At 75.0% G+C, this 21,806-nt stretch carries 20 protein-coding genes and 1 pseudogene; 14 read left to right on the forward strand and 7 right to left on the reverse strand.

The window, feature by feature from the left end:
- Nucleotides 1-281 (reverse strand): metal-sensitive transcriptional regulator (locus tag ACSLTV_RS29760; protein WP_435613213.1); only part of this gene is annotated, 281 nt, incomplete at its 3' end.
- Between the two features lie 156 nt (nucleotides 282-437).
- On the reverse strand, nucleotides 438-812 hold the full coding sequence (gene trxA, locus ACSLTV_RS29765; RefSeq protein WP_432135286.1) for a thioredoxin: 375 nt from the start codon (nucleotides 810-812) through the stop codon (nucleotides 438-440).
- A 266-nt stretch (nucleotides 813-1,078) separates the two neighbouring features.
- On the opposite strand from trxA, the gene ACSLTV_RS29770 reads away from it, so the two are divergent.
- A complete protein-coding gene (locus ACSLTV_RS29770; RefSeq protein WP_432135285.1) occupies nucleotides 1,079-1,549 on the forward strand; it encodes a cation:proton antiporter regulatory subunit in 471 nt (156 codons plus the stop codon).
- A gap of 7 nt (nucleotides 1,550-1,556) precedes the next feature.
- A complete protein-coding gene (locus ACSLTV_RS29775) occupies nucleotides 1,557-2,819 on the forward strand; it encodes a cation:proton antiporter (protein WP_432135284.1) in 1,263 nt (420 codons plus the stop codon).
- 449 nt (nucleotides 2,820-3,268) lie between these two features.
- Here the strand turns inward: ACSLTV_RS29775 and ACSLTV_RS29780 are convergent, their stop codons facing one another.
- Nucleotides 3,269-5,005 (reverse strand): SpoIIE family protein phosphatase, encoded by a 1,737-nt coding sequence (locus tag ACSLTV_RS29780; protein WP_432135283.1) that lies wholly within the window; start codon nucleotides 5,003-5,005, stop codon nucleotides 3,269-3,271.
- 265 nt (nucleotides 5,006-5,270) lie between these two features.
- Here ACSLTV_RS29780 and ACSLTV_RS29785 point away from each other — a divergent pair, with 265 nt between their 5' ends.
- Nucleotides 5,271-5,498 (forward strand): DUF5133 domain-containing protein, encoded by a 228-nt coding sequence (locus ACSLTV_RS29785; protein WP_432135282.1) that lies wholly within the window; start codon nucleotides 5,271-5,273, stop codon nucleotides 5,496-5,498.
- Nucleotides 5,499-5,625: 127 nt separating this feature from the next.
- Here ACSLTV_RS29785 and ACSLTV_RS29790 read toward each other — a convergent pair whose 3' ends face one another.
- The gene (locus ACSLTV_RS29790) at nucleotides 5,626-6,060 is read right to left on the reverse strand and encodes a MarR family winged helix-turn-helix transcriptional regulator (protein ID WP_432135281.1); all 435 of its coding nucleotides are present in this window, start codon (nucleotides 6,058-6,060) and stop codon (nucleotides 5,626-5,628) included.
- Nucleotides 6,061-6,252: 192 nt separating this feature from the next.
- Between ACSLTV_RS29790 and ACSLTV_RS29795 the strand changes: the two genes are divergently transcribed.
- The 6 genes from ACSLTV_RS29795 (at nucleotide 6,253) to ACSLTV_RS29820 (ending at nucleotide 12,106) form a co-directional block, all read left to right on the forward strand.
- Entirely contained in the window at nucleotides 6,253-7,422 is a 1,170-nt protein-coding gene (locus ACSLTV_RS29795) for a PP2C family protein-serine/threonine phosphatase (RefSeq protein ID WP_432135280.1), read from the forward strand.
- A gap of 140 nt (nucleotides 7,423-7,562) precedes the next feature.
- On the forward strand, nucleotides 7,563-8,456 hold the full coding sequence (locus ACSLTV_RS29800) for an STAS domain-containing protein (RefSeq protein WP_435613214.1): 894 nt from the start codon (nucleotides 7,563-7,565) through the stop codon (nucleotides 8,454-8,456).
- On the forward strand, nucleotides 8,453-8,863 hold the full coding sequence (locus ACSLTV_RS29805) for an STAS domain-containing protein (RefSeq protein ID WP_432135278.1): 411 nt from the start codon (nucleotides 8,453-8,455) through the stop codon (nucleotides 8,861-8,863). Before ACSLTV_RS29800 ends, ACSLTV_RS29805 begins: the two co-directional genes overlap by 4 nt.
- The gene (locus tag ACSLTV_RS29810) at nucleotides 8,863-9,309 is read left to right on the forward strand and encodes an ATP-binding protein (RefSeq protein ID WP_432135277.1); all 447 of its coding nucleotides are present in this window, start codon (nucleotides 8,863-8,865) and stop codon (nucleotides 9,307-9,309) included. The genes ACSLTV_RS29805 and ACSLTV_RS29810 overlap by 1 nt, the downstream gene beginning before the upstream one ends.
- Nucleotides 9,306-10,379, forward strand: a complete 1,074-nt coding sequence (locus tag ACSLTV_RS29815) for a SpoIIE family protein phosphatase (RefSeq protein WP_432135276.1) — start codon at nucleotides 9,306-9,308, stop codon at nucleotides 10,377-10,379. The genes ACSLTV_RS29810 and ACSLTV_RS29815 overlap by 4 nt, the downstream gene beginning before the upstream one ends.
- Nucleotides 10,376-12,106 (forward strand): PP2C family protein-serine/threonine phosphatase, encoded by a 1,731-nt coding sequence (locus ACSLTV_RS29820; protein WP_435613215.1) that lies wholly within the window; start codon nucleotides 10,376-10,378, stop codon nucleotides 12,104-12,106. The genes ACSLTV_RS29815 and ACSLTV_RS29820 overlap by 4 nt, the downstream gene beginning before the upstream one ends.
- 83 nt (nucleotides 12,107-12,189) lie before the next feature.
- On the opposite strand, the gene ACSLTV_RS29825 is transcribed toward ACSLTV_RS29820, so the two are convergent.
- The gene (locus ACSLTV_RS29825) at nucleotides 12,190-12,669 is read right to left on the reverse strand and encodes a MarR family winged helix-turn-helix transcriptional regulator (RefSeq protein WP_432135274.1); all 480 of its coding nucleotides are present in this window, start codon (nucleotides 12,667-12,669) and stop codon (nucleotides 12,190-12,192) included.
- Between the two features lie 264 nt (nucleotides 12,670-12,933).
- Here ACSLTV_RS29825 and lanKC point away from each other — a divergent pair, with 264 nt between their 5' ends.
- From lanKC to ACSLTV_RS29845, 4 genes are all read left to right on the forward strand, one after another.
- On the forward strand, nucleotides 12,934-15,558 hold the full coding sequence (gene lanKC, locus ACSLTV_RS29830; RefSeq protein WP_435613216.1) for a class III lanthionine synthetase LanKC: 2,625 nt from the start codon (nucleotides 12,934-12,936) through the stop codon (nucleotides 15,556-15,558).
- 62 nt (nucleotides 15,559-15,620) lie between these two features.
- On the forward strand, nucleotides 15,621-15,737 hold the full coding sequence (locus ACSLTV_RS29835) for a SapB/AmfS family lanthipeptide (RefSeq protein ID WP_432158142.1): 117 nt from the start codon (nucleotides 15,621-15,623) through the stop codon (nucleotides 15,735-15,737).
- 185 nt (nucleotides 15,738-15,922) lie between these two features.
- The gene (locus ACSLTV_RS29840) at nucleotides 15,923-17,701 is read left to right on the forward strand and encodes an ATP-binding cassette domain-containing protein (protein ID WP_432158143.1); all 1,779 of its coding nucleotides are present in this window, start codon (nucleotides 15,923-15,925) and stop codon (nucleotides 17,699-17,701) included.
- Nucleotides 17,702-17,745: 44 nt separating this feature from the next.
- Nucleotides 17,746-19,857 carry an ATP-binding cassette domain-containing protein gene (locus ACSLTV_RS29845; protein ID WP_435613226.1) on the forward strand — a complete coding sequence of 704 codons (2,112 nt, stop codon included), beginning with the start codon at nucleotides 17,746-17,748 and terminating at the stop codon, nucleotides 19,855-19,857.
- Here the strand turns inward: ACSLTV_RS29845 and ACSLTV_RS29850 are convergent.
- Nucleotides 19,783-20,481 (reverse strand): annotated as a pseudogene (locus ACSLTV_RS29850) (LuxR C-terminal-related transcriptional regulator); the annotation flags it as partial. The gene ACSLTV_RS29845 and the pseudogene ACSLTV_RS29850 sit on opposite strands and share 75 nt — an antisense overlap.
- A gap of 374 nt (nucleotides 20,482-20,855) precedes the next feature.
- Nucleotides 20,856-21,536 (reverse strand): helix-turn-helix domain-containing protein, encoded by a 681-nt coding sequence (locus tag ACSLTV_RS29855; RefSeq protein WP_432135270.1) that lies wholly within the window; start codon nucleotides 21,534-21,536, stop codon nucleotides 20,856-20,858.
- Between ACSLTV_RS29855 and ACSLTV_RS29860 the strand changes: the two genes are divergently transcribed.
- On the forward strand, nucleotides 21,492-21,755 hold the full coding sequence (locus tag ACSLTV_RS29860) for a hypothetical protein (RefSeq protein WP_432135269.1): 264 nt from the start codon (nucleotides 21,492-21,494) through the stop codon (nucleotides 21,753-21,755). The genes ACSLTV_RS29855 and ACSLTV_RS29860 overlap by 45 nt on opposite strands.
- The last annotated feature ends 51 nt before the right edge of the window (nucleotides 21,756-21,806 follow it).

The following is a 21,806-nucleotide window of genomic DNA, read 5'->3' on the forward strand; positions in this document are numbered from 1 at the left end:
AGGGAGAGGAAGAGTTTCTCCAGCCGGGCGCGCATGGCGACCGGGTCCTCGCCGTTCACACGGCCGGAGTCGAGGTCCGCCACGCACTGCTGCAGACCGGTGGCGATGATCGCGAACCCGGCCCGGTCGAGGGCGCGGGAGGCGGCGGCGAGCTGCGTGACGACGTCCTCGCAGTCGCGTCCCTCCTCGATCATCCGGATCACCCCGGAGATCTGGCCCTGCGCACGGCGCAGCCGGTTCAGTACGGCCTTCAGATCCGCACCCTCAAGCTCCAGTTCCACGACCACTCCTCGATGAAATACCCCTCGGGGTACTGTACGTCCCGGTTCGGGATGCCGTCGACCGCCAGGGATCCGGCCGGCTCCGATCGGATCGCCCGCCCACGGCTCCGGGGCGCCGGTGTGCGGCGCCCCGGAGGTCGCGGGCTCGTGGGGTCGTCAACCCCTGGACGCCGACTTCGCGGCCGCGGCCTGGCGGCGTACGTCCTCCATGTCGATCGAGCGGATCCGGTCGATGAGGTCCTCCAGGGCCTGCGGGGGCAGGGCGCCCGGCTGGGCGTAGAGCACGGTGCGGTCGCGGACGGCCATCAGCGTGGGGATCGAGGAGATCTGGAAGGCGCCGGCGAGTTCGGGCTGGGCCTCGGTGTCGACCTTGCCGAAGACGATGTCCGGGTGGCGTTCGGCCGCCTTCTCGAAGACGGGGCCGAACACCCGGCACGGCCCGCACCAGGCCGCCCAGAAATCGATCAGCACGATCTCCGAGCCGATGACGGTTTCCTCGAAGTTGTCCTTGGTCAGTTCGACGGTCGGCATGGGTTCCGCGCTCCTCTCGTATACCCAGCGGGGTATCAGGTCCAACACGGTCCGGCCGGGATTTGTTCCGGGCGGGCGCACGGACGAGCCGGGCGGGCCGGTGAGGGCCGAGCGGCGCCGGCCGGGAGGCCGAATCCCGCGCGATCGATAGGGTGTCGTTAAAGGAACGGTCAAGGAGCTGGTCGAGGAATCGGTCGAGCAGCCGGCCGAAGAGGCACCAGCACGAGACAGCACGAGACAGGGGGACAGTCGTGGGCGCTGCGCGCATGAGCAGTACGCCGCTGCCGGGGATCGGCGTGCGGTACGACCTGACCACACGGGAGCAGCGCCGGTTGTCGGTGGTGGCCCACCGGGACGGTTCCCGGACGCTGAACGCGTACCGCGAGGACGACCCCGACGCCTGCGCGCTGTCCGTGCGGCTGAGCGCGGGAGAGGCGGCGACGCTCATCGACGCCCTGATGCCCGCGCACCACAGTCCGAACCTGCTGTCGACGACGGTCCTCGGACTCGTCGCGGAGCGGATCGAACTGCCGGGCACCTCCCACTGGAACGGGCGGCTCCTGGGCGACACCCGGATGCGCACGCAGACGGGTGTGTCGATCGTGGCGGTCCTGCGGCGGGCCGAGGCGATCCCCTCCCCGGGACCGGACTTCCGGCTCGCCGGCGGGGACACGCTGATCGTGATCGGCACTCGAGAGGGCGTCGAGGCCGCCGCGGCGATGCTCGGCCGGAGGTGATCCGGCGGTGCACTCGTCCGCGGTCTTCCTGATCGAGTTCGGCGCGATCGTCCTCGGTCTGGGACTGCTGGGCCGGTTCGCCGGACGCTTCCGGATCTCACCGATCCCGCTCTACCTGCTGGCGGGGCTGGCGTTCGGGGAGGGCGGTCTGCTGCCCCTGGGGGCGAGCAAGGAGTTCGTGGCCGTCGGCGCCGAGATCGGCGTGGTCCTGCTGCTGCTCATGCTCGGCCTGGAGTACACGGCCAGCGACCTGGTCACCAACCTCAGGACCCAGTACCCCGCCGGCCTCCTCGACGCAGCCCTGAACGCCGTGCCCGGGGCCGCCGTCGCGTTGTTGCTGGGCTGGAGCCCGGTGGCAGCGGTGGTCCTGGCCGGAGTGACCTGGATCTCCTCGTCCGGAGTGATCGCCAAAGTGCTCGGCGACCTGGGACGCCTGGGCAACCGGGAGACCCCGGTGATCCTCAGCATCCTGGTCCTGGAAGACCTGTCCATGGCCGTGTACCTGCCGATCGTCACCGCCCTGCTGGCCGGGACCGGTCTGGCTGCCGGCGCCGCCACCCTCGCCGTCGCGCTCGCCGCCGCCGGACTCGTGCTGCTGCTGGCGGTACGGTTCGGCCGGCACATCTCGCGCTTCGTCTCCAGTGACGACCCCGAGAAACTGCTCCTGGTGGTGCTCGGCCTGACCCTGCTGATCGCCGGCCTCGCGCAGGAACTGCAGGTCTCGGCGGCGGTGGGAGCCTTCCTCGTCGGCATCGCGCTCTCCGGCGAGGTCGCGGAGGGCGCGCACAACCTGCTCGCCCCCCTGCGCGATCTCTTCGCCGCCGTCTTCTTCGTCTTCTTCGGGTTGAACACCGATCCGAGGAGCATCCCCCCGGTGCTGCTGCCCGCCCTCGCCCTGGCGGCCTGCACAGCCCTGACGAAGATCGCCACCGGCTACTGGGCGGCACGCCGCGCCGGTGTCTCGCACAAGGGCCGGTGGCGTGCGGGTGGGGCCCTGGTGGCGCGTGGCGAGTTCTCCATCGTGATCGCCGGTCTCGCGGTCACCGCCGGCATTGAGCCCGCCCTCGGCCCGCTGGCCACCGCCTACGTACTGATCCTCGTCATCCTCGGGCCGCTCACCGCCCGCTACACCGAGCCTCTCGCCCTACGGCTGAGGGGCCGGGCCCCGGTGTCCGGGGCGGCGGCCGACGCCGCCGTGCCGCCGGGCACACCGCCCGGCGAACGGAACGGCACGACGAACGGCCGGGATGTCGTCGACCGCTCCCGGTGACGGCTCCCCGGCGCCCGCCCGGACGGAGAGTGATCCGGCCACTGCCCGGCTCGGCCCGGCCCGGCGCCTGGGCCCGGCCCGGCTCGGCTCGGCTCGGTCCGGCTGGGCCCGGCCCCTCGGCCTGGCTCGGTCCGGTCCGCCCGTCGCCCGGCGCGGCATGGGACGGGCTCCCGCGCGGCCGTGGCACGACGGCGTCGCCTCCGGCGCGGTCACCGCACTCGCCTCCCGTGTCACGCCCCCCTGCTCCCGAGTCCCCGCCTCCGGCTCCCCAGCACTCGGCTTCCCCGGCCACAGCACCCGACACGCCGGCCGCGACACCCCGGTGCCGCCCGGCCATCCCGGTACACCACACCGCCCCAGGGCCGATGCCCGGGCTCGGCCGTACACGCCGACGCCTCCCGGTCCGGCCGCCCCCGCCCGCCGTCGCACCGCCCGCCGCCGCGTACCGGTCACTCCAGGAACCCGCCCTCCGTCTCCGCCCCCACCGGCGGGCGCAGGGCCAGAAGGGCGACGTCGTCCAGGCCGGGCGGCTTGACACGGCGCAACAACTCGTCGGTGAAGGCCGGCAGAGGCCGGTGAGCGAGGGCGGCGGCGTGCTGGCGCAGCCGGTCGAGCCCTTCGTCGAGAGTGCGCCCCGGCGCTTCGATCAGCCCGTCGGTGTACAGCAGGAGAGTGGAGCCCGCGGGCAGCAGAACCGTCGCGTCGGGACGGGACACGCCGGCCCCGGTGCCGAGCAGCAGGCTGTGCCCGTCGGTGAGGTACTCGGTCAGACCGTCGCGGCTGACCAGCAGCGGCGGCGGATGGCCCGCGTTGGTCCAGGACAGTCGCCAGTTCCCCTTCGCGGACCGCGCGACGCGGGCGAAGAGCAGCGTGGCCATGCTCACGTCGGTGATGTGCATCATCGCCTCGTCGAGCCGCTCCACGATCCGGCTGGGCGGCTCCTGCTGCGCCCAGGCGTAGGCGCGCAGCACGTTCCGCAGCTGGGCCATGCCGGCCGCCGCCTCCAGATCGTGGCCGACGACGTCCCCGACGGCCAGCGCGGTCGTGCCGTCGGACAGCGTGAACGCGTCGTACCAGTCCCCGCCGACCTGTGAGGCGTCCGGCGCCGGCAGGTAGCGGACCGTCATCTGCAGCCCCGGAACGCGCGGCATCTGGGGCAGCAGGTGGTGCTGCATGGTCTCGGCGACCGCGCGCTGACGCTGATAGAGGCGCGCGTTGTCCAACGCGATGCCCGCGCGGCGGGCGATGTCCTCGATGAGCGGCAGGTCGTCGGTGGTGAAGTCCCCGGGCTTCGTGGCGCGGCCCAGGGTGAGGGCCCCCAGCACCTCCCGGGTTCCGCGGATGGGGGTGATGGCCGCGGAACGGATGCCGGTGGCGTCGAACAGGTGCCGCTGTTCCACGGCGATGCCGGAGTCCGGGGCGCCCTCGTAGGTACGCGGGCCGGCCAGGGCGGAGGCGACGCCGCGCAGCGCCCGGGACAACGGCATCGGCGAGTGCTCGGGGACGGGCGGCATCGGCCCCTGGAGGTCCTCGCGGGACACCAGGCCGCCCTCCTCCGCATGGACCACCGAGGTCCGCCACACCTCGTCGTGCTCGGTGATCAGGTCGACGACGACCCAGTCCGCCAGCCGGGGCACGACCAGGGCCACCAGGCGGCGCAACGCCTCCTCGACGTTGAGGGTCGAGGTCAGCCGGGCGGTGGTCTCGGCCAGCAGGGCCAGGCGTTCCAGTTCGCCCAGTGGTTGCGCGATCTGCTCCGGACGCGGCCCGCAGCCGGGCGCCTCTTCGTGGACGTGGAAGAGCACCAGTGTGAGCGTGTCGCGGTCGTCCAGGGCGAACGGGCTGATCAGCCAACCGATGGACAGCAGCGAGCCGTCGCCGTGGAGGAAGTGGTCCTCGTCGGACTGCGCCGTGCGCCTGGCGTGGAACGCCTGACGCATGCCGCACCGTGTGGCGGGCAGTGGCTCGCCCTGCGGGCCGCGGTGCAGCAGTTCGTGGGCGTCCTGGCCGACGAGTGCTTCGGCGGGGCGGCCGAGCAATGCCTGGGCGCGGGCGTTCACGGCGAGGATGTGGCCCTGCTCGTCCACGACGTACGCTCCGGTGCCGATGACCCGCAGCGCGTCGGCGAGCCGGGCCCCGGACACCACCGCGGACCGCTGTTCCTCCGTGTCTCTCGCCCCTGCCATGCCCTGGCCTCCTTCGATGTGCCGCGCCCGGTCGCCGCTGCCCACGGGTGACCGGTGGTGCCCCTGGGGCCCGAAGGCTCGTATGCCCCGTCAGGCCGGAGCATTCTCGCCCGTCGGCGCCTCGGTCGCCACCGAGGCGCGCGTCCGGCCGGTCCCCCCAGCGACCCGACGCGGCGTCCCGGCGAAGCGGACAGGCATGGTGCCGCCGAAGCGGGGCATATGCGTCTGTGCCCAGTACAAGTGAGTGTGGACAGGGAGGTTCCCCATGCTGATGGCCCATCCGGCGGTACTGAAGAACCTCGTCGAGCAGTACGAGACCCTGCGGATCCTGCGCGCCCAGGACAGCGGACCGGCGGTACGGCAGCGCATGGACGACATCGCCTACACCCTGTGCGTGTCGACCGGCACCCGTGACGTCGACGCGGCACTGATCGCCGCTCGCCATCGCCTGCCCGGCGCCCGCACCAAGGACGACTCCCTGCTCGCGGGCTGATCGCCCGGCGGCCGGGGGCGGACCAGCGCCGCCCGGCCGTTCGGCGGCCTGTCACCGGCCCACCGGGCCCGGTGACAGGCCGCCGAACGGCCGACAGGATCCCGTCCCGCGGACGGCGGACCGTGTGTCAGGCGGTCCGGCTTCCGGAGCCTTCGCCGGCGTCGTGTATCTGCGCCGCCGCCGCGGCGCAGAACGCCTCCAGGCCCTCCAGCAGGGCCGCCCGCTGCCCCGGGGACATCAGCGCCAGGATCTCCTGGAGCTGGCTTCCCCGGCGGGCCCGCAGGTCGTCGAGGAACGCGCGGCCCCGGTTGCTCAGGTGCAGGCGCACCTCGCGCCGGTCGTTGGAGCCCACCGCGCGTTCGACGAAGCCGGCGGCCTGGAGCCGGTCGCACAGGCGGCTGGTCGACGGCGCGGTGGAGGCGAGGGCATCGGCGAGGGTACCCAGATTGATGCCGTCGTGGTGTTCGAGGACGAGCAGCACGCGCAGTTGGGAGACCGACGCCGGCGCGGTGGAGGCCCGGCCCCAGAGCACTTCCAGCAGCTCCGCGGCCGTCGAGGTCATCCGGGCCACCTCGTCGGGCTGAGGACGGGGCGGGAAAGCTCTCACTGTCACACTCTCGCAGGCACTGGGACGGCAGCCAGGGTACTAGCAGGCGAGAGAGCCAGGAAGGACCGGGGCAAACCGGTACGGCCCAGCGATCCGACGGTCGCCGCGCCGTCCCGAGGCGCCGTCGAGGAGGGTGATGACGTCATCGTGAACAGATATCCGGCCGTCGAGCGCGCGCTGCGCGCGGCGGCTCCGCACGAGCTGTTCGACGTGCTCGAACTGGCTCTCACGGAGGGCCACGCCGCCGAGTCCGTCGAGGTGTTCCTCGTCGACCACGGCCTGACGGTGCTGCAGCCGCTGTCCGCGCCGCCGCCGCACGGCGGACCGGCCGTGCCGGTGCACAGCAGCCCCGAGGGCCGGGCCTTCGGCGCTCAGGAGCCGTTCGTGGAATCCGCGGGCGAGGGCCTGACGCGCGTCCACCTCCCGGTCACCGTGCACGGCGACCGGTTGGGCGTGCTCTCGGTCGCGCTGCGCGACGAGGACGACCTGCCCGGCACCGTCGCCGACCTCGCGGAAGTGGCCGGGGTGCTGGCGCGCGAGGTGACGGTGGCCGAGCGGCACACCGACGTCTACCTGCGGGCCCGCCGCAAGGAGCGCATGACGCTGGCCGCCGAGATGCAGTGGCAGCTGCTGCCGACTCGCTCCTGCACCCGGCCCGAGTACGCGCTGGGCGCCCAGCTCGAACCGGCGTACGCCGTCCACGGCGACAACTACGACTGGTCCGCCGCCGCGGACCGCCTCTCGCTGTACGTCACCAACGGCATGGGGCAGGGCGTGGAGGCCGCCCTCCTGACGAGCCTCGCCGTCAGCGCGCTGCGCAACGCCCGCCGGGCAGGCCTGTCGATCGCCGACCAGGCGGCCCTGGCCGACCAGGCGGTCTACGCCCACCACCAGGGCGACCGCTACCTCTCCGCCATCATGCTCGACTTCGACCTCGCCACCGGCCGGGTTCAGGTCGTGGACGCCGGCTCGCCGCGGATGCTGCGACTGCGCGACGGGGCCGTCGAGTGGATCGCCTTCGACGCCCAGCTGCCGCTCGGCATGTTCGAGGAGACCGACTACGTCGCCGAGGACTTCGAGGTCCGGCCCGGCGACCGGCTGGTCCTCGTGACCGACGGGGTGCACGACGTCGCCTCCCCCCGTGGCGAGGCGTACGGCACCGCGGCGCTGGCGCGCGCGATCCAGGCCACCCGGCTGCTGCCGGCCGCCGAGGTCCCGCACGCCGTCCTGCGCGAGCTGACCGGGCACCGCGGCCGCCCGGTGCCGGACGACGACGCCCTGGTGGTCTGCCTGGACTGGTACGGGCACCCGTCCTGAACCGGGGCGGCCGTATCCGGGCTGTTCCGGGGCGTGTTGTTCGTGTCAGGCGGTGACCGCTAACGTTTGCCGCACGGCAACAATCGTTTCCGGCGGGCTCTGTCGGAAGCGGGAGCAGGCAACACGGAGGAGACGACGCAGTGGCGGAGCAGGACCTGACCGAGCGGGCGGCCGCACACGAGGTAGGCGCCTTCCTCGCGCGCCGCCGTGAGCAGATCGCCCAGCGCTGGGCCGACGCCGCGCTGTTCCGGACCGTCTTCACGGTCTCGCGTGACGAGGCGGTCGACGCGTGCAAGACGGTGGTGGACGCCCTGGCCGAAGTGGCCTCCAGCGGCAGGCTGGAGGACCTCTCGGCGCCCGGGTTCACCGCGGTGCGCGAGCAGTTGGGGCAGATGGTGGCCTCCCGGACCCGCGGCGGTTCCACCCCGGCGCAGATCTCCGACGAGGTCGCCGCGCTGCGCGAACCCGTCGCCGAACTGCTGCGCCTGGAGTTCGCGGAGACCTCCGACACCCGGGCCCAGGAGTGCATGCTGCCGCTGACGCTCCTGCTGTGCACCCTGCGGGTGGTGGTGATGGAGACGGCGCTCAGCGCCGGCGAGGAACTGATCGCCCGTCAGCGCCAGCAACTGATGGAGGTGGCCACCCCCGTCATCAAGCTGTGGGACGGCGTGGTCGCCGTCCCGCTGATCGGGACGCTGGACAGCGCCCGCAGCCAGATCGTGATGGAAAGCCTCCTGGAGGCGATCGTCGACCAGCGCGCCCGGTACGCCATCCTCGACATCACCGGCGTGCCCACGGTCGACTCCCTCGTCGCGCAGCACCTGATGAAGACGGTCGCCGCCGCCCGCCTGATGGGCGCCGAATGCGTCGTCTCCGGGATCCGCCCGGCCATCGCGCAGACCATCGTGCACCTCGGCATCGACCTGAGCAGCATCATCACCCGCGCGGGTCTGGCCGACGCCCTCGCCTACGCGCTCGGGCAGCAGGGCGTCGTCATCTCCTCGCGCCCGGCCGGGGAGACGAAGCGACGGTGAACCACTTCTCCGCGACTCCCTCCGTGCCGGTCCTGGCACTGGGCGACATCCTGCTCGTCACCCTGCAGGGCGAACTGCACGACTCACTGGCCGAGCAGCTCCAGCACGACATCACCGAGCGCATCGTCGGCGCCGAGACCCTCGTGCGTGGTGTGGTCATCGACATCTCCGGCGTGGACATGGTGGATTCCTTCCTGGGCCGGGTACTCGCCGAGATCGCGGCGGGCGCACGGCTCATGGCGGCCCACACCGTGCTGGCCGGGATGCGGCCGGCTGTGGCGATCACCCTGGTCGAGCTGGGGCTGACCCTTCCCGGGCTGCTCACCGCCCTCGACGTGGAGAGGGCGGTGGACCTGCTGGGACAGCTCTCCCAGCCGGTGCCACGGGTTCGGGAGGAGGGCCCTTGATGCAGGCCTCTCCTCTCGCCGGGCCGGTGACCCTGCCGATCGGCTGCGAGGCGGATCTGGCGCTCGTGCGGCAACGGGTGCGCCAGACCGCCGCCGAACTCGGGTTCGGCCTGGTGCAGCAGACCAAGGTGGTCACCGCGGCCAGCGAACTCGCCCGCAACACCCTCGTGCACGGCGGCGGCGGACAGGCCGTGCTCACCGTCCTGGACCACCCGCAGAGCCGCGGGCTGGAGGTGTCGTTCGCCGACAAGGGCCCCGGCATCCACGACGTGGAGCAGGCGATGACCGACGGCTACACCACCGGCGGCGGTCTGGGTCTCGGCCTGAGCGGCGCCCGGCGCCTGGTGCACGACTTCGCCATCGACACCGGGCCGGGCCGCGGCACCACCGTCACCATCCGGATGTGGGCCTACGGTCTGCCCACGCCACGAACAGGTGCCGAATGAGCCGGGTATGGGATGTTCCGGTACACGACTCCACCCGGGTCAGGGACGTACGAGTGGCCGCCGAGGCCGCCTGCGCCGCCGCCGGGCTGGAGTCGCCCCGCGCCGCGGCCGCCGCCCTGGTGGCCACGGAGCTGGCGACCAACCTGCTGAAGCACGCCGGAGGGGGACGCGTCGTCGTCAACCTCGTGCCCGATCCGGACGCGGTCTCGCAGGACCCGGAGCGCCACGTGCAGATCGCCTCCCTCGATCACGGGCCGGGCATCGCCGACGTGGCGGCCGCGCTGCGGGACGGCTACAGCACCGCCCCGTCCTCCCTCGGCGCCGGCCTGGGCACCTGCGTGCGCACGGCCGACCGCTTCGACCTCCACAGCCACCGCGACCGGGGTACGGTCGCGGTGGCGCGCGTCGGCCCCACCGCGCCGACCACCCGCGCACGGACCCGCTCGGCGCCCCCCGGCCCCCGGGTCGGCGGGGTCAACATCCCGCTGCCGCACGCCGAGCACTCCGGCGACGCGATCGGCTGGGTGCGCGCCGCGGGACACCTGACCCTGCTGCTCGCCGACGGCCTGGGACACGGGGCCAAGGCGGCGTGGGCCTCCGACGCGGCCGTCACGGCGCTGCGCCGCACCGCACACCTGCCCCTGGACGAGGTACTGCGCCAGATGCACCGGGCGCTGCGGCCGACCCGGGGCGCCGCCGTCGCCGTCGCCCGCCTGGACACCGAGGCCGGGGAACTGCACTTCGCCGGCGTCGGCAACGTCGGCGCCCGGCTGCACACGCGGGACGACGGCTGGCGGTCCCTCATATCGCACCCCGGCATAGTCGGCGCCCACTTCCCGGCCAGAGTCCCCCTCAACCGGCTGCCGTGGACGCCGGACAGCCTGCTGATCCTGCACAGCGACGGCCTGCCCAGCCGCTGGACGCCGCCCTGTGACCCCGAGCTCTTCGCCCACGACCCCGCCGTGGTGGCCGCGGCCGTCCTGCGGGACGCCGGCAGCGCCGCCCGCACCGTGCGCGACGACACCAGCGTGGCCGTACTGGCCCCCGACCGCGGGAACGAACCACGATGAACTCCCCCTGTGCCGTCTGGCCGGTCGCCACCCTCCGGGACGCGGCCCGCGCCCGAGCCCTGGTGGCCCGGCTGACCACGGCGGCCGACGTCCCGCTGCCCGAGCGGGCGCGCTTCCTCACCGCGCTGACCGCGCACCTGCGGGAGTGCCTGGCCGACGGCGGGGCGTGGGAGCTGTCGGTGGGACTGGACCCCGCCGAGGGCGACGGGCGAACGGAGCTTCGGGTCACCGCCTCCCCGGCGGACGGGCGCGAACCCCGGTGGCGGCTCACGGTCCCCTGCCCCCGGACTCCCCGGCCGGACCTGGCGCCGGCCCCGGAGCCGGACCCGCTCCCCGAGGCGCTGCTGGCGGCCGACGACGACGCGGCCGGACTCCTGACGCTCCTCGCGGAACAGGAGGACATGGTCCGCTTCCACCGCGAGGAACTGCAGCAGACCAACCACGGCGTGCTGGCGCTGCACGCGGAACTCGACGCCGCCGTCCTGGCGCAGCGCGAACTGCTGGAGGCCGAACGCGTCGCCCGCTCCGAGGCCGAGCGTGCGCGCCGCCTGCTCAGCCTCCTCGCCGACGCCAGCGCCGCCGTGACCTCCTCGTTGGAGCACGAGGCCGTCCTGCACCGCCTGATCGGTTTCCTCGTCCCGGAGTACGCCTCGCACGTCGACGTCTGGCTCTTCGACGACGAACAGCCCGCCCGGGGTGCCCAGCACGCGGCCGCGGCGGTGGCCGCCGCGCGCACCGGCCGGCCCAAGCACGCCGCCGGGCACCCCGTGGGCGTGCCCGGCGTCGACGACCTACCGCCCTCCGTGCTCTCCGTCGACCGGCCCCTGCTCGCCGTCCCGCTCATGGCCCGCACCGTGTTCGGCGTGCTGACGCTGACCGCTCCCGGCCCCCGGTTCCACCCCGACACCTGCGTCATGCTGGTCGAGCTGGTCCGGCGGGCGGCCGTCGCCCTGGACAACGCCCGCCGCTACGAGCAGCACCGGGAGACCGCCGAGGCGCTCCAGCGCGCCCAGCTCACCGAACTGCCCGCCGTCGACGGCCTGCGGCTGGCCGCCCGCTACCTTCCGGCCACCCGCGGCCTGAACATCGGCGGCGACTGGTACGACGCCTTCCGCCAGCCCGACGGCGCCATCCTCGCCGTCATAGGGGACGTCACCGGGCACGGTCTGCACGCCGCCGTCGTCATGGGCCAACTGCGCACCGCGCTGAGGGCCTACGCCGTCGACGGGGACAGCCCCGCCGGCATCCTGACCCGGCTGCACCGCATGCTCCGCCACCAGCAGCCCGAGCTCTACGCCACCGCGCTCGTCGCGCGCTTCCGGCCGGGGCACCCCCGCGCCGAATGGGCCGCCGCCGGCCACCCGCCGGCCGTCCTGCGCGCCCCCGACGGCGCAGTGACCGTCCTCGACGCCAAACCCGGGGTGATGCTGGGCGTACCGATCCCGTACGAGTACGAGGACCATGCCCTCGACCTGCTCCCGGGATCGACGCTCGCCCTGTACACCGACGGCCTGGTCGAGCGTCGGGCGGACGGCATCGACCGGGGCATCGAACGGCTGGCGCACGCGCTGGCGGGACTGTCCCCGGCAGACCTCGAGGACCTGGACGCCAGCGCCGAGTCCCTGCTCAAGCCGATGCTGCACGACTCCGAGCGCGACGACGACGTGTGCCTGCTGCTGTGCCGTACCCTCGGCCCCGGCCGGTCCGACGAGCCGTCCACGGAGTGAGGCTCCGCCGGGCGCCCGGCCCGGCCACCGGTCCCTGGCCCGCCCGGCCCCGGACACCGCCGGCCGGGCGACGGCTCCGCCGCCTACGGCTCCCCGTTCGAGCGGGCGGTGAGGAACGCCACAAGACCCTCGCTCAGCGCCGCCCGCTGCGCCGCGCTCATGTCCGCGAGGACCGCCGCCAGCGCCTGCTCCCGCCGCGCGGCGACGTCCCCGAGCGTGCGCTGTCCCTGAGCGGTCAGCGCCAGCCGGACCTCCCGCCGCTTCTCCGGGTGCAGGGAGCGCTCCAGCAGACCCGCGGCCTGCAGCCGGTCGCACAGCCGACTGGCCGTGGGCAGCCCTATGTCCAACTCCTCCGCCAGACCGGTCAGATTGAGCCCGGGGGCGGACTGCAGTGTCCGCAGCGCCCGCAGTTGATGCTGCGACAGACGCAGCGTCGAGTCCTCCACCGCGAGGCCCCACAGGTTGACCAGGCTGTCCACCGCGTCGGCGACCACATGCGCGACAGCCTCGGGACCGTCCCCGCGTCCCTGCGTCCGGCCGCCCTCGGAACCCGGACCCGTCACGAACACATCACTCTCAGCACCCTCGGGGTCATACCAGCCTCTGCCTCGTACAACCGCTCTACCTGATGAACCGGACCGCGGGCAAGACCGTTCCGGCCGCGGCCACCGTTCCCGCCGGTCCGGGGCGCCGCCCGGACCGGCGGATCGAAACGCGTCGAACAGGTCTTGACGCATGCGTACCGCACACCGATGTCGTGACAGCCGTGACTGTCGGCGACCCCCCGCGTACTGGAAGTGTCGTGGCCGGACCACGGAGGGGAATCCATGGACAAGCGGTACGAGGTGTACGCGCTCGCCGACCGGCACTTCTACGACACGCCGGACCGGACGGCGCCGGCCGACGGCGCGCGGGCGCCCCTGCTCGACACGGCGCGCCGTACGGTGCCCGAGGGCTGGGAGGCGGCGCGCACCGGGGACTGGCTGACGCTGACGCCGCTCGGCCCGGACGGGCGCCCGCAGCCCGGCCCGGCACAGGGCTGGAAGATCCACTCCTCGGCGACGCCCGCCGATGCCGACCGGATCGCCGCGATCGTCTGGGACTACTGCGTGCCGCGCCGCATACCGTTCAAGTTCGTGCCGGCCGCGCACCTGGTCCACCTGCGCAACGCCAAGTACGCCCCGCGCGACGGCAGCGGCAAGTTCGTCACCGTCTACCCCGACGGCGAGGAGCAACTGCACACCGTACTGAACGAACTGGGCGACCTGCTGGCCGGCTTCCAGGGCCCCTACATCCTCACCGACCTGCGGTGGGGCGAGGGCCCGCTGCACGTGCGGTACGGCGCCTTCGCCCGCTCCTTCGTCGTCGACGAGCGCGGCGCCCTGGTCCCGGCGGTGCGTGACGCCGAGGGCCGGCTGGTCCCGGACCGCCGCACCCCCTCCTTCCAGGTCCCGGAGTGGGTGACGCTGCCCGACTTCCTGGCGCCGCACCTGGCGGCCCGCAACACCACGACCGTCGGCGACCTGCCCTACCGCGTGGAGAAGGCACTGCACTTCTCCAACGGCGGCGGCGTGTACGCGGGCACCGACACCCGCACCGGCGCCAAGGTGGTGCTGAAGGAGGCGCGCCCGCACGCCGGCCTCGCCGCGGACGGGGCCGACGCGGTCGCCGGCCTGGAACGCGAGCGGCAAGCCCTCGAACGGCTGGCGGGCACCGGCGTGGTGCCCGAGGTCCGCGACTGGTTCACCCTCGGCGACCACCGCTTCCTGGTGACGGACTTCGTCGAGGGACGGCCGCTGAACTCCTACTTCGCCGAACGGCACCCGCTGCTCACCGCGGACCCGGACCCGGCCGAGGTCGCCGCCTACACACGGTGGGCGGTACGTGTCCACGCGGCGGTCGAGCGCGCGGTGGAACAGGTGCACGCGCGGGGGATCGTCTTCAACGACCTGCACGTCTTCAACATCATGGTCGCCCCCGACGAGGAGTCGGTGGTGCTGCTGGACTTCGAGGCGGCCGCGCCCGCGCAGGAGCGGGGCCGCCAGGTCGTCGCGCACCCGGGCTTCTTCGCGCCGCCCGACCGCCGCGGCACCGACGTGGACCGCTACGCGCTCGCGTGTCTGCGCCTCGCGCTGTTCCTGCCGGTCACCACGCTGTTCGTGGTCGACCGCGGCAAGGCGGCCCACCTGGCCGAGGTGATCGCCGCCCAGTTCCCTGGCCTGCCGGACGGATTCCTCGCCGAGGCGGTCGCCGAGATCACCCGGGAGGCCTCCGGGCCCCGCCCCGGCCCCGCCGCGCTCGTCGAACCCGCCGACTGGCCGCACAGCAGGGACTCGATGGTCAAGGCCGTCCTCGCCTCGGCCACTCCGGACCGCGACGACCGGCTCTTCCCCGGCGACATCGCCCAGTTCTCCGACGGCGGAGGACTCGGGCTCGCCCACGGCGCGGCCGGCGTGCTGTACGCCCTCGCCACGGCGGGCTCCACCCGCTACGAGGAGGGCGAGCGCTGGCTGCTGGACCACACGGACCCACCCCCGCCGGGCACCCCGCTCGGCCTGTACGACGGGCTCGCCGGCGTCGCCCACGTCCTCGACCTCCTGGGCCACCGGCAGCGGGCGCTGGACCTGGCCGACACCGTCCTGCGGGAGCGCTGGCAGAACCTGCCCTCGGATCTCCACGGCGGCCTGGCCGGCCTCGGCCTGGTCCTCGCCGGCCTCGCGGACTCCACCGGCGAGAGCGAACTGCGCGGCCACGCCGACGACATCACCCGGATCCTGCTGAGCCGCCTGTCCCAGCCCCCCGAGCCGAAGCGGCGGGCCGGCCTGCTGCGCGGAGCGAGCGGTCCGGCACTGTTCCTGCTGCGCCAGTACCGGCGCACCGGCGAACGCGCCCTGCTCGACGCCGCGGGCGCCGCACTCCGCCGCGACCTGGACAAGTGCGTGACCCAGCGGGGCGGTTCCCTGGAGGTCGACGAGGGCTGGCGGACGCTGCCGTACCTCGGCGACGGCAGCGCGGGCATCGGGATGGTGCTCGACGACCACCTCGCGCTCCACGACCGGCCGGCCGACGGCGACGGCGACAGGGGCGAGTACGGGAGCGGGAGCGAGTACGGGTCCGGAGAGGACCTGCGGCGGGCCCGGGACGCCATCCTGACCGCCGCCTCCGCCCGCTTCTACGCCCAGCCCGGACTCTTCCAGGGCCGCGCCGGAATGATCCTCCACCTCGGCCGCACCGGCGACCCGGACGACCGGCTCGCCGGCCAGATCGCCGGACTCGGCTGGTACGCGATGGACTATCAAGGCCAACTCGCCTTCCCCGGACACCAGATGATGCGCCTCTCCATGGACCTCGCCACCGGAACGGCTGGCTGCCTGCTGGCCCTCGCCGCGGCCCTCGACGGGCCCGGCTCCGCGCACCTGCCGTTCCTGCCGCCGCTCATGCGGCCCTCATGACGCGGTCGCGCACTCCGCGCGGTCGTGACGCATCCCCGTCCCACTACAGGAAGGATCAGAAAATGGCACTGCTCGACCTGCAGACCCTGGAGTCCGACGAGAACACCGGCGGCGGCGGCGCCAGCACGGTCAGCCTGCTGTCCTGCATCAGCGCGGCGAGCGTGCTGCTCTGCCTCTGACGGAGGCGGACTCCGCTCCCGTCACGGGCGGCCTCCGCGTGCCGCACTGACGGAGACCGTGCCCGTCCCCGGCCGGCACCGAGTGCCGCCGGGGACGGGCACCGCGCGACCCACGGCTCCGGCCGGCTCGCCCCCGCACCGGGGACGCGGCCGCCCGGAGCCCTCACACTTTCGGGAGCAGGCGGATGCGAGCTCGGCCGCGGCAGGACGACCCGGTCACCGACGTAACCCGTGCGCTGCTGCGCACGGCCGGCCGGCACAGCGCAGCCCGGCGCGCGGCCCTGTGCCTGGTGAGCACGGCCGGGGCGGGCGCCGGGCTGCTGCTGCCCGCCGCCCTCGGCCGGGCCCTGGATCTGCTGCTGGCCCACGCGCCGGCCACCCGCTGGGTGCTGTACTGCGCGGTGCTGGTGCTGGGCGTCGCCGTCCTGGACGCCGTGGAGACCGTCCTGCACGGCACGGTCGACGCCCGGACCACCGCCCGGCTGCGCCGCGGGGCCACCGGACACCTGCTCGCGGCGGGCGCCCGGGCCGGCACCCGCTTCGGTGCCGGGGACCTCATCGCCCGCCTGGTCGGCAACGCCGCCCAGGCGGGTACCGCCCCCGCCGCGCGGGCCGTGCTGCCGGCCGCGCTCGCCGGCCCCGTCGGCGGCGTCGTGGCCCTCTGTCTGATCGACCCGTGGCTGGCCGCCGTGTTCCTCGCCGGAGCGCCGCTCCTCGCCCTGCTGCTGCGGGTCCTCGCCCGGGACACCTCCGCCTGCGTGAGTGAGTACCAGCGCGTCCAGGGCCGTATCGCCGGGGCGCTCGCGGAGGCCGTCGCAGGCCGCCGCACCATCCGCGCGGCCGGCCTGGAGGAACAGGAGACGGCCCGCGTCCTGCGGCCGCTGCCCGACCTCTCGCGCGCCGGCCGGCGCATGTGGCGGGTGCAGGGACGAGCCGCCGCCCAGGCGGTCGCCGTCGCCCCGCTGCTGCAACTCGGGGTGGTGGCCGTGGCCGGACTGCTGCTGGCCCGCCACCGGCTGTCGGCCGGCGACGTGCTCGCGGCCTCCCGGTACGCGGTGCTGGCCACCGGGGTGGGGGTGCTCGTCGGACAGATCTCCGGCCTGGTGCGCGCCCGCGCCGCGGCCCGCCGCCTCGGCGAACTGCACGCCGAACCGGCCCCCGCCCACGGGGAGCGCGGGCTGCCGCCCGACGGGCCGGGCCGCCTGGAGTTCCACGGCGTGACGGTCCGGCGCGGCGACCGCGCCGTCCTCACCGGAGTGGACCTCGTCGTGCCCGGCGGCACGACCCTCGCCGTCGTCGGCCGCTCGGGCACCGGCAAGTCGCTGCTGGCCGCGCTCGCGGCCCGGCTGGCCGACCCGGACGCCGGAGAGGTCGTGCTCGACGGGGTGCCGTTGCGCGAGCTGACGCGCGAGGAACTGCGGCGCGCCGTCGCGTGCGCCTTCGACCGGCCCGTCCTGCTGGGCCGGACCGTCGAGGACGCGATCGGACTCGGCCTGCCGCACCCCCGCCCGGCCGCGCTCCGGCAGGCCGCCCGCACCGCCCACGCCGACGACTTCGTCCGCCGGCTGCCCCACGGCTACGCCACCGTCTGCGCCGACGCCCCCCGCTCGGGCGGCGAGACCCAACGTCTGGGCCTGGCACGGGCGTTCGCCCGGCACGCGCGCCTGCTGGTCCTGGACGACGCCCTGTCCAGCCTCGACACGGTCACCGAGCACCGCGTCACCCAGGCGCTCACCGCGCCCGGCACACCCGGCACCCGCCTCCTCGTCGCCCACCGCGCCGCCACGGCCGCCCGCGCCGACGCCGTGGCCTGGCTGGACGGGGGCCTGGTCCGCGCCGTGGGACGGCACGACGCGCTGTGGGCGCAGCCCGAGTACCGGGCGGTCTTCGGCGCCGCGGACCCGCCGGAGGCGAGCGACGGGCGGGGGAGCACGACGAAGGCGGCGAACGGCGGTGCGCGGTGACCGAGCGGCGACGCGCCCGCCACGGCGGGCAGACGGACACCCGGATGCCGGTCGGCGAGCCCGGGACGACCGGGAAGGACGGGCCGGTGCGCGCCCGGCGCCGGACAGCGGACGACGGACACGCGCGGCGGAGCGGGGGAGCGGCGGCGAGGCCGCGCCGCCGCGGCGTGGGCGACGGCCCCGCCGGCGGCGAGGTGTACCGGCGCGGACTGTCCTTCCTGCGCCGGCGGTGGCGGGTGCTGCTGCGGCTGGCCGGCTGGTCGGTGCTGGAGACCGGACAGACCTTCCTGCTGGGCTACGCCCTGGCGCGCGCCCTGGACGCGGGGTTCCTCGCCGGGCGGCCCGGCACGGGAACGGCCTGGCTGGCTCTGGCGGGCGTGGGCGTTCTCGCCGGCGCCTACGGCACCGGCCGGGCGTACGCGGCGGTGGCCGCGCTGGTGGAACCGTTGCGGGACCGGCTCGTGGAGCGGGTCGTCGCACGGGGGGTGCGGGAGGCGGACGACGGCGCGCTGTCCGCGCTGACCCAGCAGGTGGAGATCGCCCGGGACACGTTCGCCGGTCTGGTCATGGTGTCGCGGTCGTTCGTGTTCACCGCCGCCGGAGCGATCCTCGGGCTCTTCTCGCTCGCTCCGCCGCTGCTCCTGGTCGTCGTCCCGCCGCTGGCCGCCGGAGTCGGCCTGTTCGCGGCGACCCTGCGCCCGCTGGCGCGCCGTCAGGAGGAGTTCCTGGTGGCCGACGAGGCGCTGGCCGGGCAACTGGCCACCGTCTGTCCCGGGTTGCGGGACGTCACGGCGGCCGGGGCGGAGGAGCCTGTCGCCGCAGGCCTCGCCGAGTACGTGGAGCGCGAGGCGGGTGCCGCGCGGTCGCTGGCCCGCTGGTCGGTGGCCCGGGTGGCCGCGCTGGCGCTCGGCGGCCAGCTCCCCGTGGTCCTGCTGCTGGCGACGGCACCCTGGCTGCTGGCCCGCGGGGTGACCCCCGGTGCCCTGGTCGGCGCCCTGGCCTACGTCACCCAGTCACTGCTGCCCGCCCTGAACAACCTCGTCCACGGCCTCGGCACGGGCGGCTCCCGGCTGGCCGTGGTGGCCCGGCGTCTGATCCGCCCGACGGAACCGCCCGGCGGGCCGGCGCCGGAGCCCGTACCCCGCGCCGACGTCCCGGGCACCCGGTCCCGCCCGCACCGGTCCGCCGGCGACCGGCCGGACCCGGGGGGACCGGGCGCCGACCCGGCCGGAGCCGGGCACCCCGTCGGCGGCCCTTCCGAACCCACCGCACTCCCGCCCCGCCCTCCGACGCCCGCCCTCCGGCTCTGCCGCGTCACCTTCGCCCACGGGCCGGACGCCGCCCCGATCATGGAGGGCCTCGACCTGGACGTGCGGCCCGGTGCCCACCTGGCGGTGGTCGGCCCCAGCGGGATCGGGAAGTCCACGCTCACCCTGCTGGCGGCGGGACTGCTGCGTCCGTCGCGCGGCACGGTGCTGCTGTACGGCGAGCCCGCCACCTCCCGGCCGGCGGCCGCGCGCCGGGTGCTGATCCCGCAGGAGGCGTACGTCCACACCGGCACACTCGCCGAGAACCTCGCCCTGTTGCGCCCGGACCCGGTGCCCGAGCGGGAACTGCTCGTCGCGACAGACACGGTGGGGCTCGGCCCGCTGCTGGAGCGGCTGGGCGGCCCGGGGGCGGCCGTGGACCCGGCGGCGCTGTCGGCCGGCGAGCGGCAGCTGATCGCACTCACCCGCGCCTATCTGTCGCACGCCCCGCTCGTCCTGCTCGACGAGGCGACCTGCCACCTCGACCCGGAGTCGGAGGAGCGCGCCGAACGCGCCTTCGCCGGGCGGCCCGAGAGCACCCTCGTGGTCGTCGCCCACCGCATCACCTCCGCCCGCCGCGCCGAGCGCGTCCTGCTCATGGACGGGCCGCGGACCGCGTACGGCACCCACGAGGAGCTGCTGGCCCGCTCGGCCGGCTACCGTGCGCTCGTGGGCCGGTGGGCGCCGGCCTCACAGCCAGCCCTGTCCCTGGGAGATACGGATGGCGTCGATGCGGTTGCGGGCTCCGGTCTTGCGGGTGATGGCCGCCATGTAGTTGCGCACGGTCCCGTGGGACAGGTGCAGGCTTCCCGCGATCTCCGCGACGGAGGCACCCTGGGCGGCGAGTGACAGCACGCTCAACTCCCTGCGGGTGAGCGGCATCTCGGCGGCCTTGAGGAAGCCGAAGCCCAGCGAGTCGTCGACGAAGCGTTCCCCCGAGGCGACGCGCCGGATGCCGAGTACCAGCTTCTCCGGCGCGCCCTCCTTGTCGACGAAGCCGGCCGCCCCCGCCTCCGCGGCGTGTCTGAGCAGGCCCGGCCGGCTGGCGGTGGCGAGCACCAGCAGACGCGCCCGGTCGCCCAGGCACCGCGCCCGCAGGTCGCCCAGCGGCGGGACGCCACGGGCGCCGGACCGCTCCAGGTCGACGGCGCACACGTCCGGCCGTAAGGAGGTGGCGTGGCCCGGCGCGCCGTACCAGGACGTCTCGTCCACGCGCAGGTCGGGCTCTCTGCGCAGCCAGTCGGCGAGGACGGATCGCACCAACGTCGCGTCATGCACCAGAAGTACCCGGATCACTGCCGCCCCTTCAGCTCGCTTCGCCGGTGTCCCTGGTGTCCGGCCTACATGGTGTTCACCGCCTGCCCATTGTTGACTCCCGTCACCTTCCACGGGCGCGAGGATCCGGCCATCAGGGTGCGCGGGGGCGCACGTACGGCGCCCGTGCACCGCACCACGCTTCGACTGCGGGGGCATGACAGGGGCCCCTCGGGGTAGGGCCGGGCTCGTACCGTCACGCGCCGGCGCCGGGCCGCCCGGACGGGGCGAGAGGAGGCGTCGCACCGTACCCGGGGCACGGTCTTCCCGCGCCTCCGCCCCCGCGACGACGGCCCGGTGGGGCCCGGCGACGAACGGCGGCCGTCCGGAAACCGTCGCCGCGGCCCGCGCCCGGGCCGTCGTGGCCGGCCGCCACCGCAGGGCCGCGCGCCGCCGCACTGCTGGTGAGCGCGCGGGCCGTCGGCGCCACGCTGCGGGGCCGGCCCGCGACGCCGGGTCGCGCTCATCGCGCTGTCCCGCCCCCGCTCCGGCCGCCCCGCGTCACCGGCCGCCCAGGGCCGCGAACGTGCCCGCTACTCGCCGCCGGTCGGTCCGTCGCCTCCGGACCCGGGGGCGTCGAGTCCGAGGCCGTGGCACATCTGGCCGGCGATCCAGTCGGCGTACTCCCGCTCGCTCCAGCCCCGCTCCCGCACCAGGGCCCGGTAGTGGCACGGGTCGTTGAACATCCACACCGTGTCCACGGCACGCTCGTGATCGAGCCCGCGCCGCCCGGCGCCCCGCGCCTCGACGAGATCGACCACCATGCCGGCCCCGGCGCGCCGGTTGCGCTGCATCGTCTCCCAGAGGCCGGCCGGCTCCGGGCCCTCGTCCGCCGCCCGGCGCACCACCTCGAAGATCTCCGCAGCGCGGCCGCCGATGAGCGTGCAGACCTCCGCGTAGGCGTGCACCACCGCCCGCGGGGTCCGCGCCTCCCGCACCGGCCGGAACCAGGGCCGCTCCGCCACGGGCACCGGCTCGTCGTCGCCCGCCGGCGCCTGGTCCACCACCTCGCGGAGCAGGGCGGCCTTGGAGCCGAAGGCCGCGAAGACCGTGGGCCGGGCCACCGCGGCGTCCGCGGCGATGTCGGCGAGGGAGGTGGCCGCGTACCCGCGGGCGACGAAGAGCCGGTTCGCCGCCGCGCCGGTGCCCAGACCCGGGGCCGGCTCACCGTGGCCGAGTTCCTGAACCCGGCCGGCTTCGCCCCGCCGCTGCACCGGCACACCTTCGTCGTCGGCTCCGACGAACCCCTGCGCTGCCTGCAGATCACCACACCGTCCGGCTTCGAGGACTTCGCCGCCGACGTCGGCGCCCCGGCCACCGAGCACCGGCTTCCCGACCCGGCCCCCTTCGACCCGGCCGCGCTCGGACACGCCGCCGCACGCCACCACCTCGAGATCCTCGGCCCACCGCCGAACGCCGCCCCCCGGGCGTAGCCCGCCTGCCGTGCCGGGTCCCGGACCGGGACGGGGCCTCCGCAGCAGCCG

Source organism: Streptomyces sp. bgisy159, assembly GCF_965341775.1.
Classification (GTDB): Bacteria; Actinomycetota; Actinomycetes; order Streptomycetales; family Streptomycetaceae; genus Streptomyces.

Coding starts and splice junctions, on each gene's coding strand:
- trxA (WP_432135286.1), bottom strand. CDS start 812: ATGCCGACCGTCGAACTGACCAAGGACAACTTCGAGGAAACCGTCATC.
- ACSLTV_RS29770 (WP_432135285.1), top strand. CDS start 1,079: ATGAGCAGTACGCCGCTGCCGGGGATCGGCGTGCGGTACGACCTGACC.
- ACSLTV_RS29780 (WP_432135283.1), bottom strand. CDS start 5,005: ATGGCAGGGGCGAGAGACACGGAGGAACAGCGGTCCGCGGTGGTGTCC.
- ACSLTV_RS29785 (WP_432135282.1), top strand. CDS start 5,271: ATGCTGATGGCCCATCCGGCGGTACTGAAGAACCTCGTCGAGCAGTAC.
- ACSLTV_RS29790 (WP_432135281.1), bottom strand. CDS start 6,060: ATGACCTCGACGGCCGCGGAGCTGCTGGAAGTGCTCTGGGGCCGGGCC.
- ACSLTV_RS29810 (WP_432135277.1), top strand. CDS start 8,863: ATGCAGGCCTCTCCTCTCGCCGGGCCGGTGACCCTGCCGATCGGCTGC.
- ACSLTV_RS29815 (WP_432135276.1), top strand. CDS start 9,306: ATGAGCCGGGTATGGGATGTTCCGGTACACGACTCCACCCGGGTCAGG.
- ACSLTV_RS29820 (WP_435613215.1), top strand. CDS start 10,376: ATGAACTCCCCCTGTGCCGTCTGGCCGGTCGCCACCCTCCGGGACGCG.
- lanKC (WP_435613216.1), top strand. CDS start 12,934: ATGGACAAGCGGTACGAGGTGTACGCGCTCGCCGACCGGCACTTCTAC.
- ACSLTV_RS29835 (WP_432158142.1), top strand. CDS start 15,621: ATGGCACTGCTCGACCTGCAGACCCTGGAGTCCGACGAGAACACCGGC.
- ACSLTV_RS29840 (WP_432158143.1), top strand. CDS start 15,923: ATGCGAGCTCGGCCGCGGCAGGACGACCCGGTCACCGACGTAACCCGT.
- ACSLTV_RS29845 (WP_435613226.1), top strand. CDS start 17,746: ATGCCGGTCGGCGAGCCCGGGACGACCGGGAAGGACGGGCCGGTGCGC.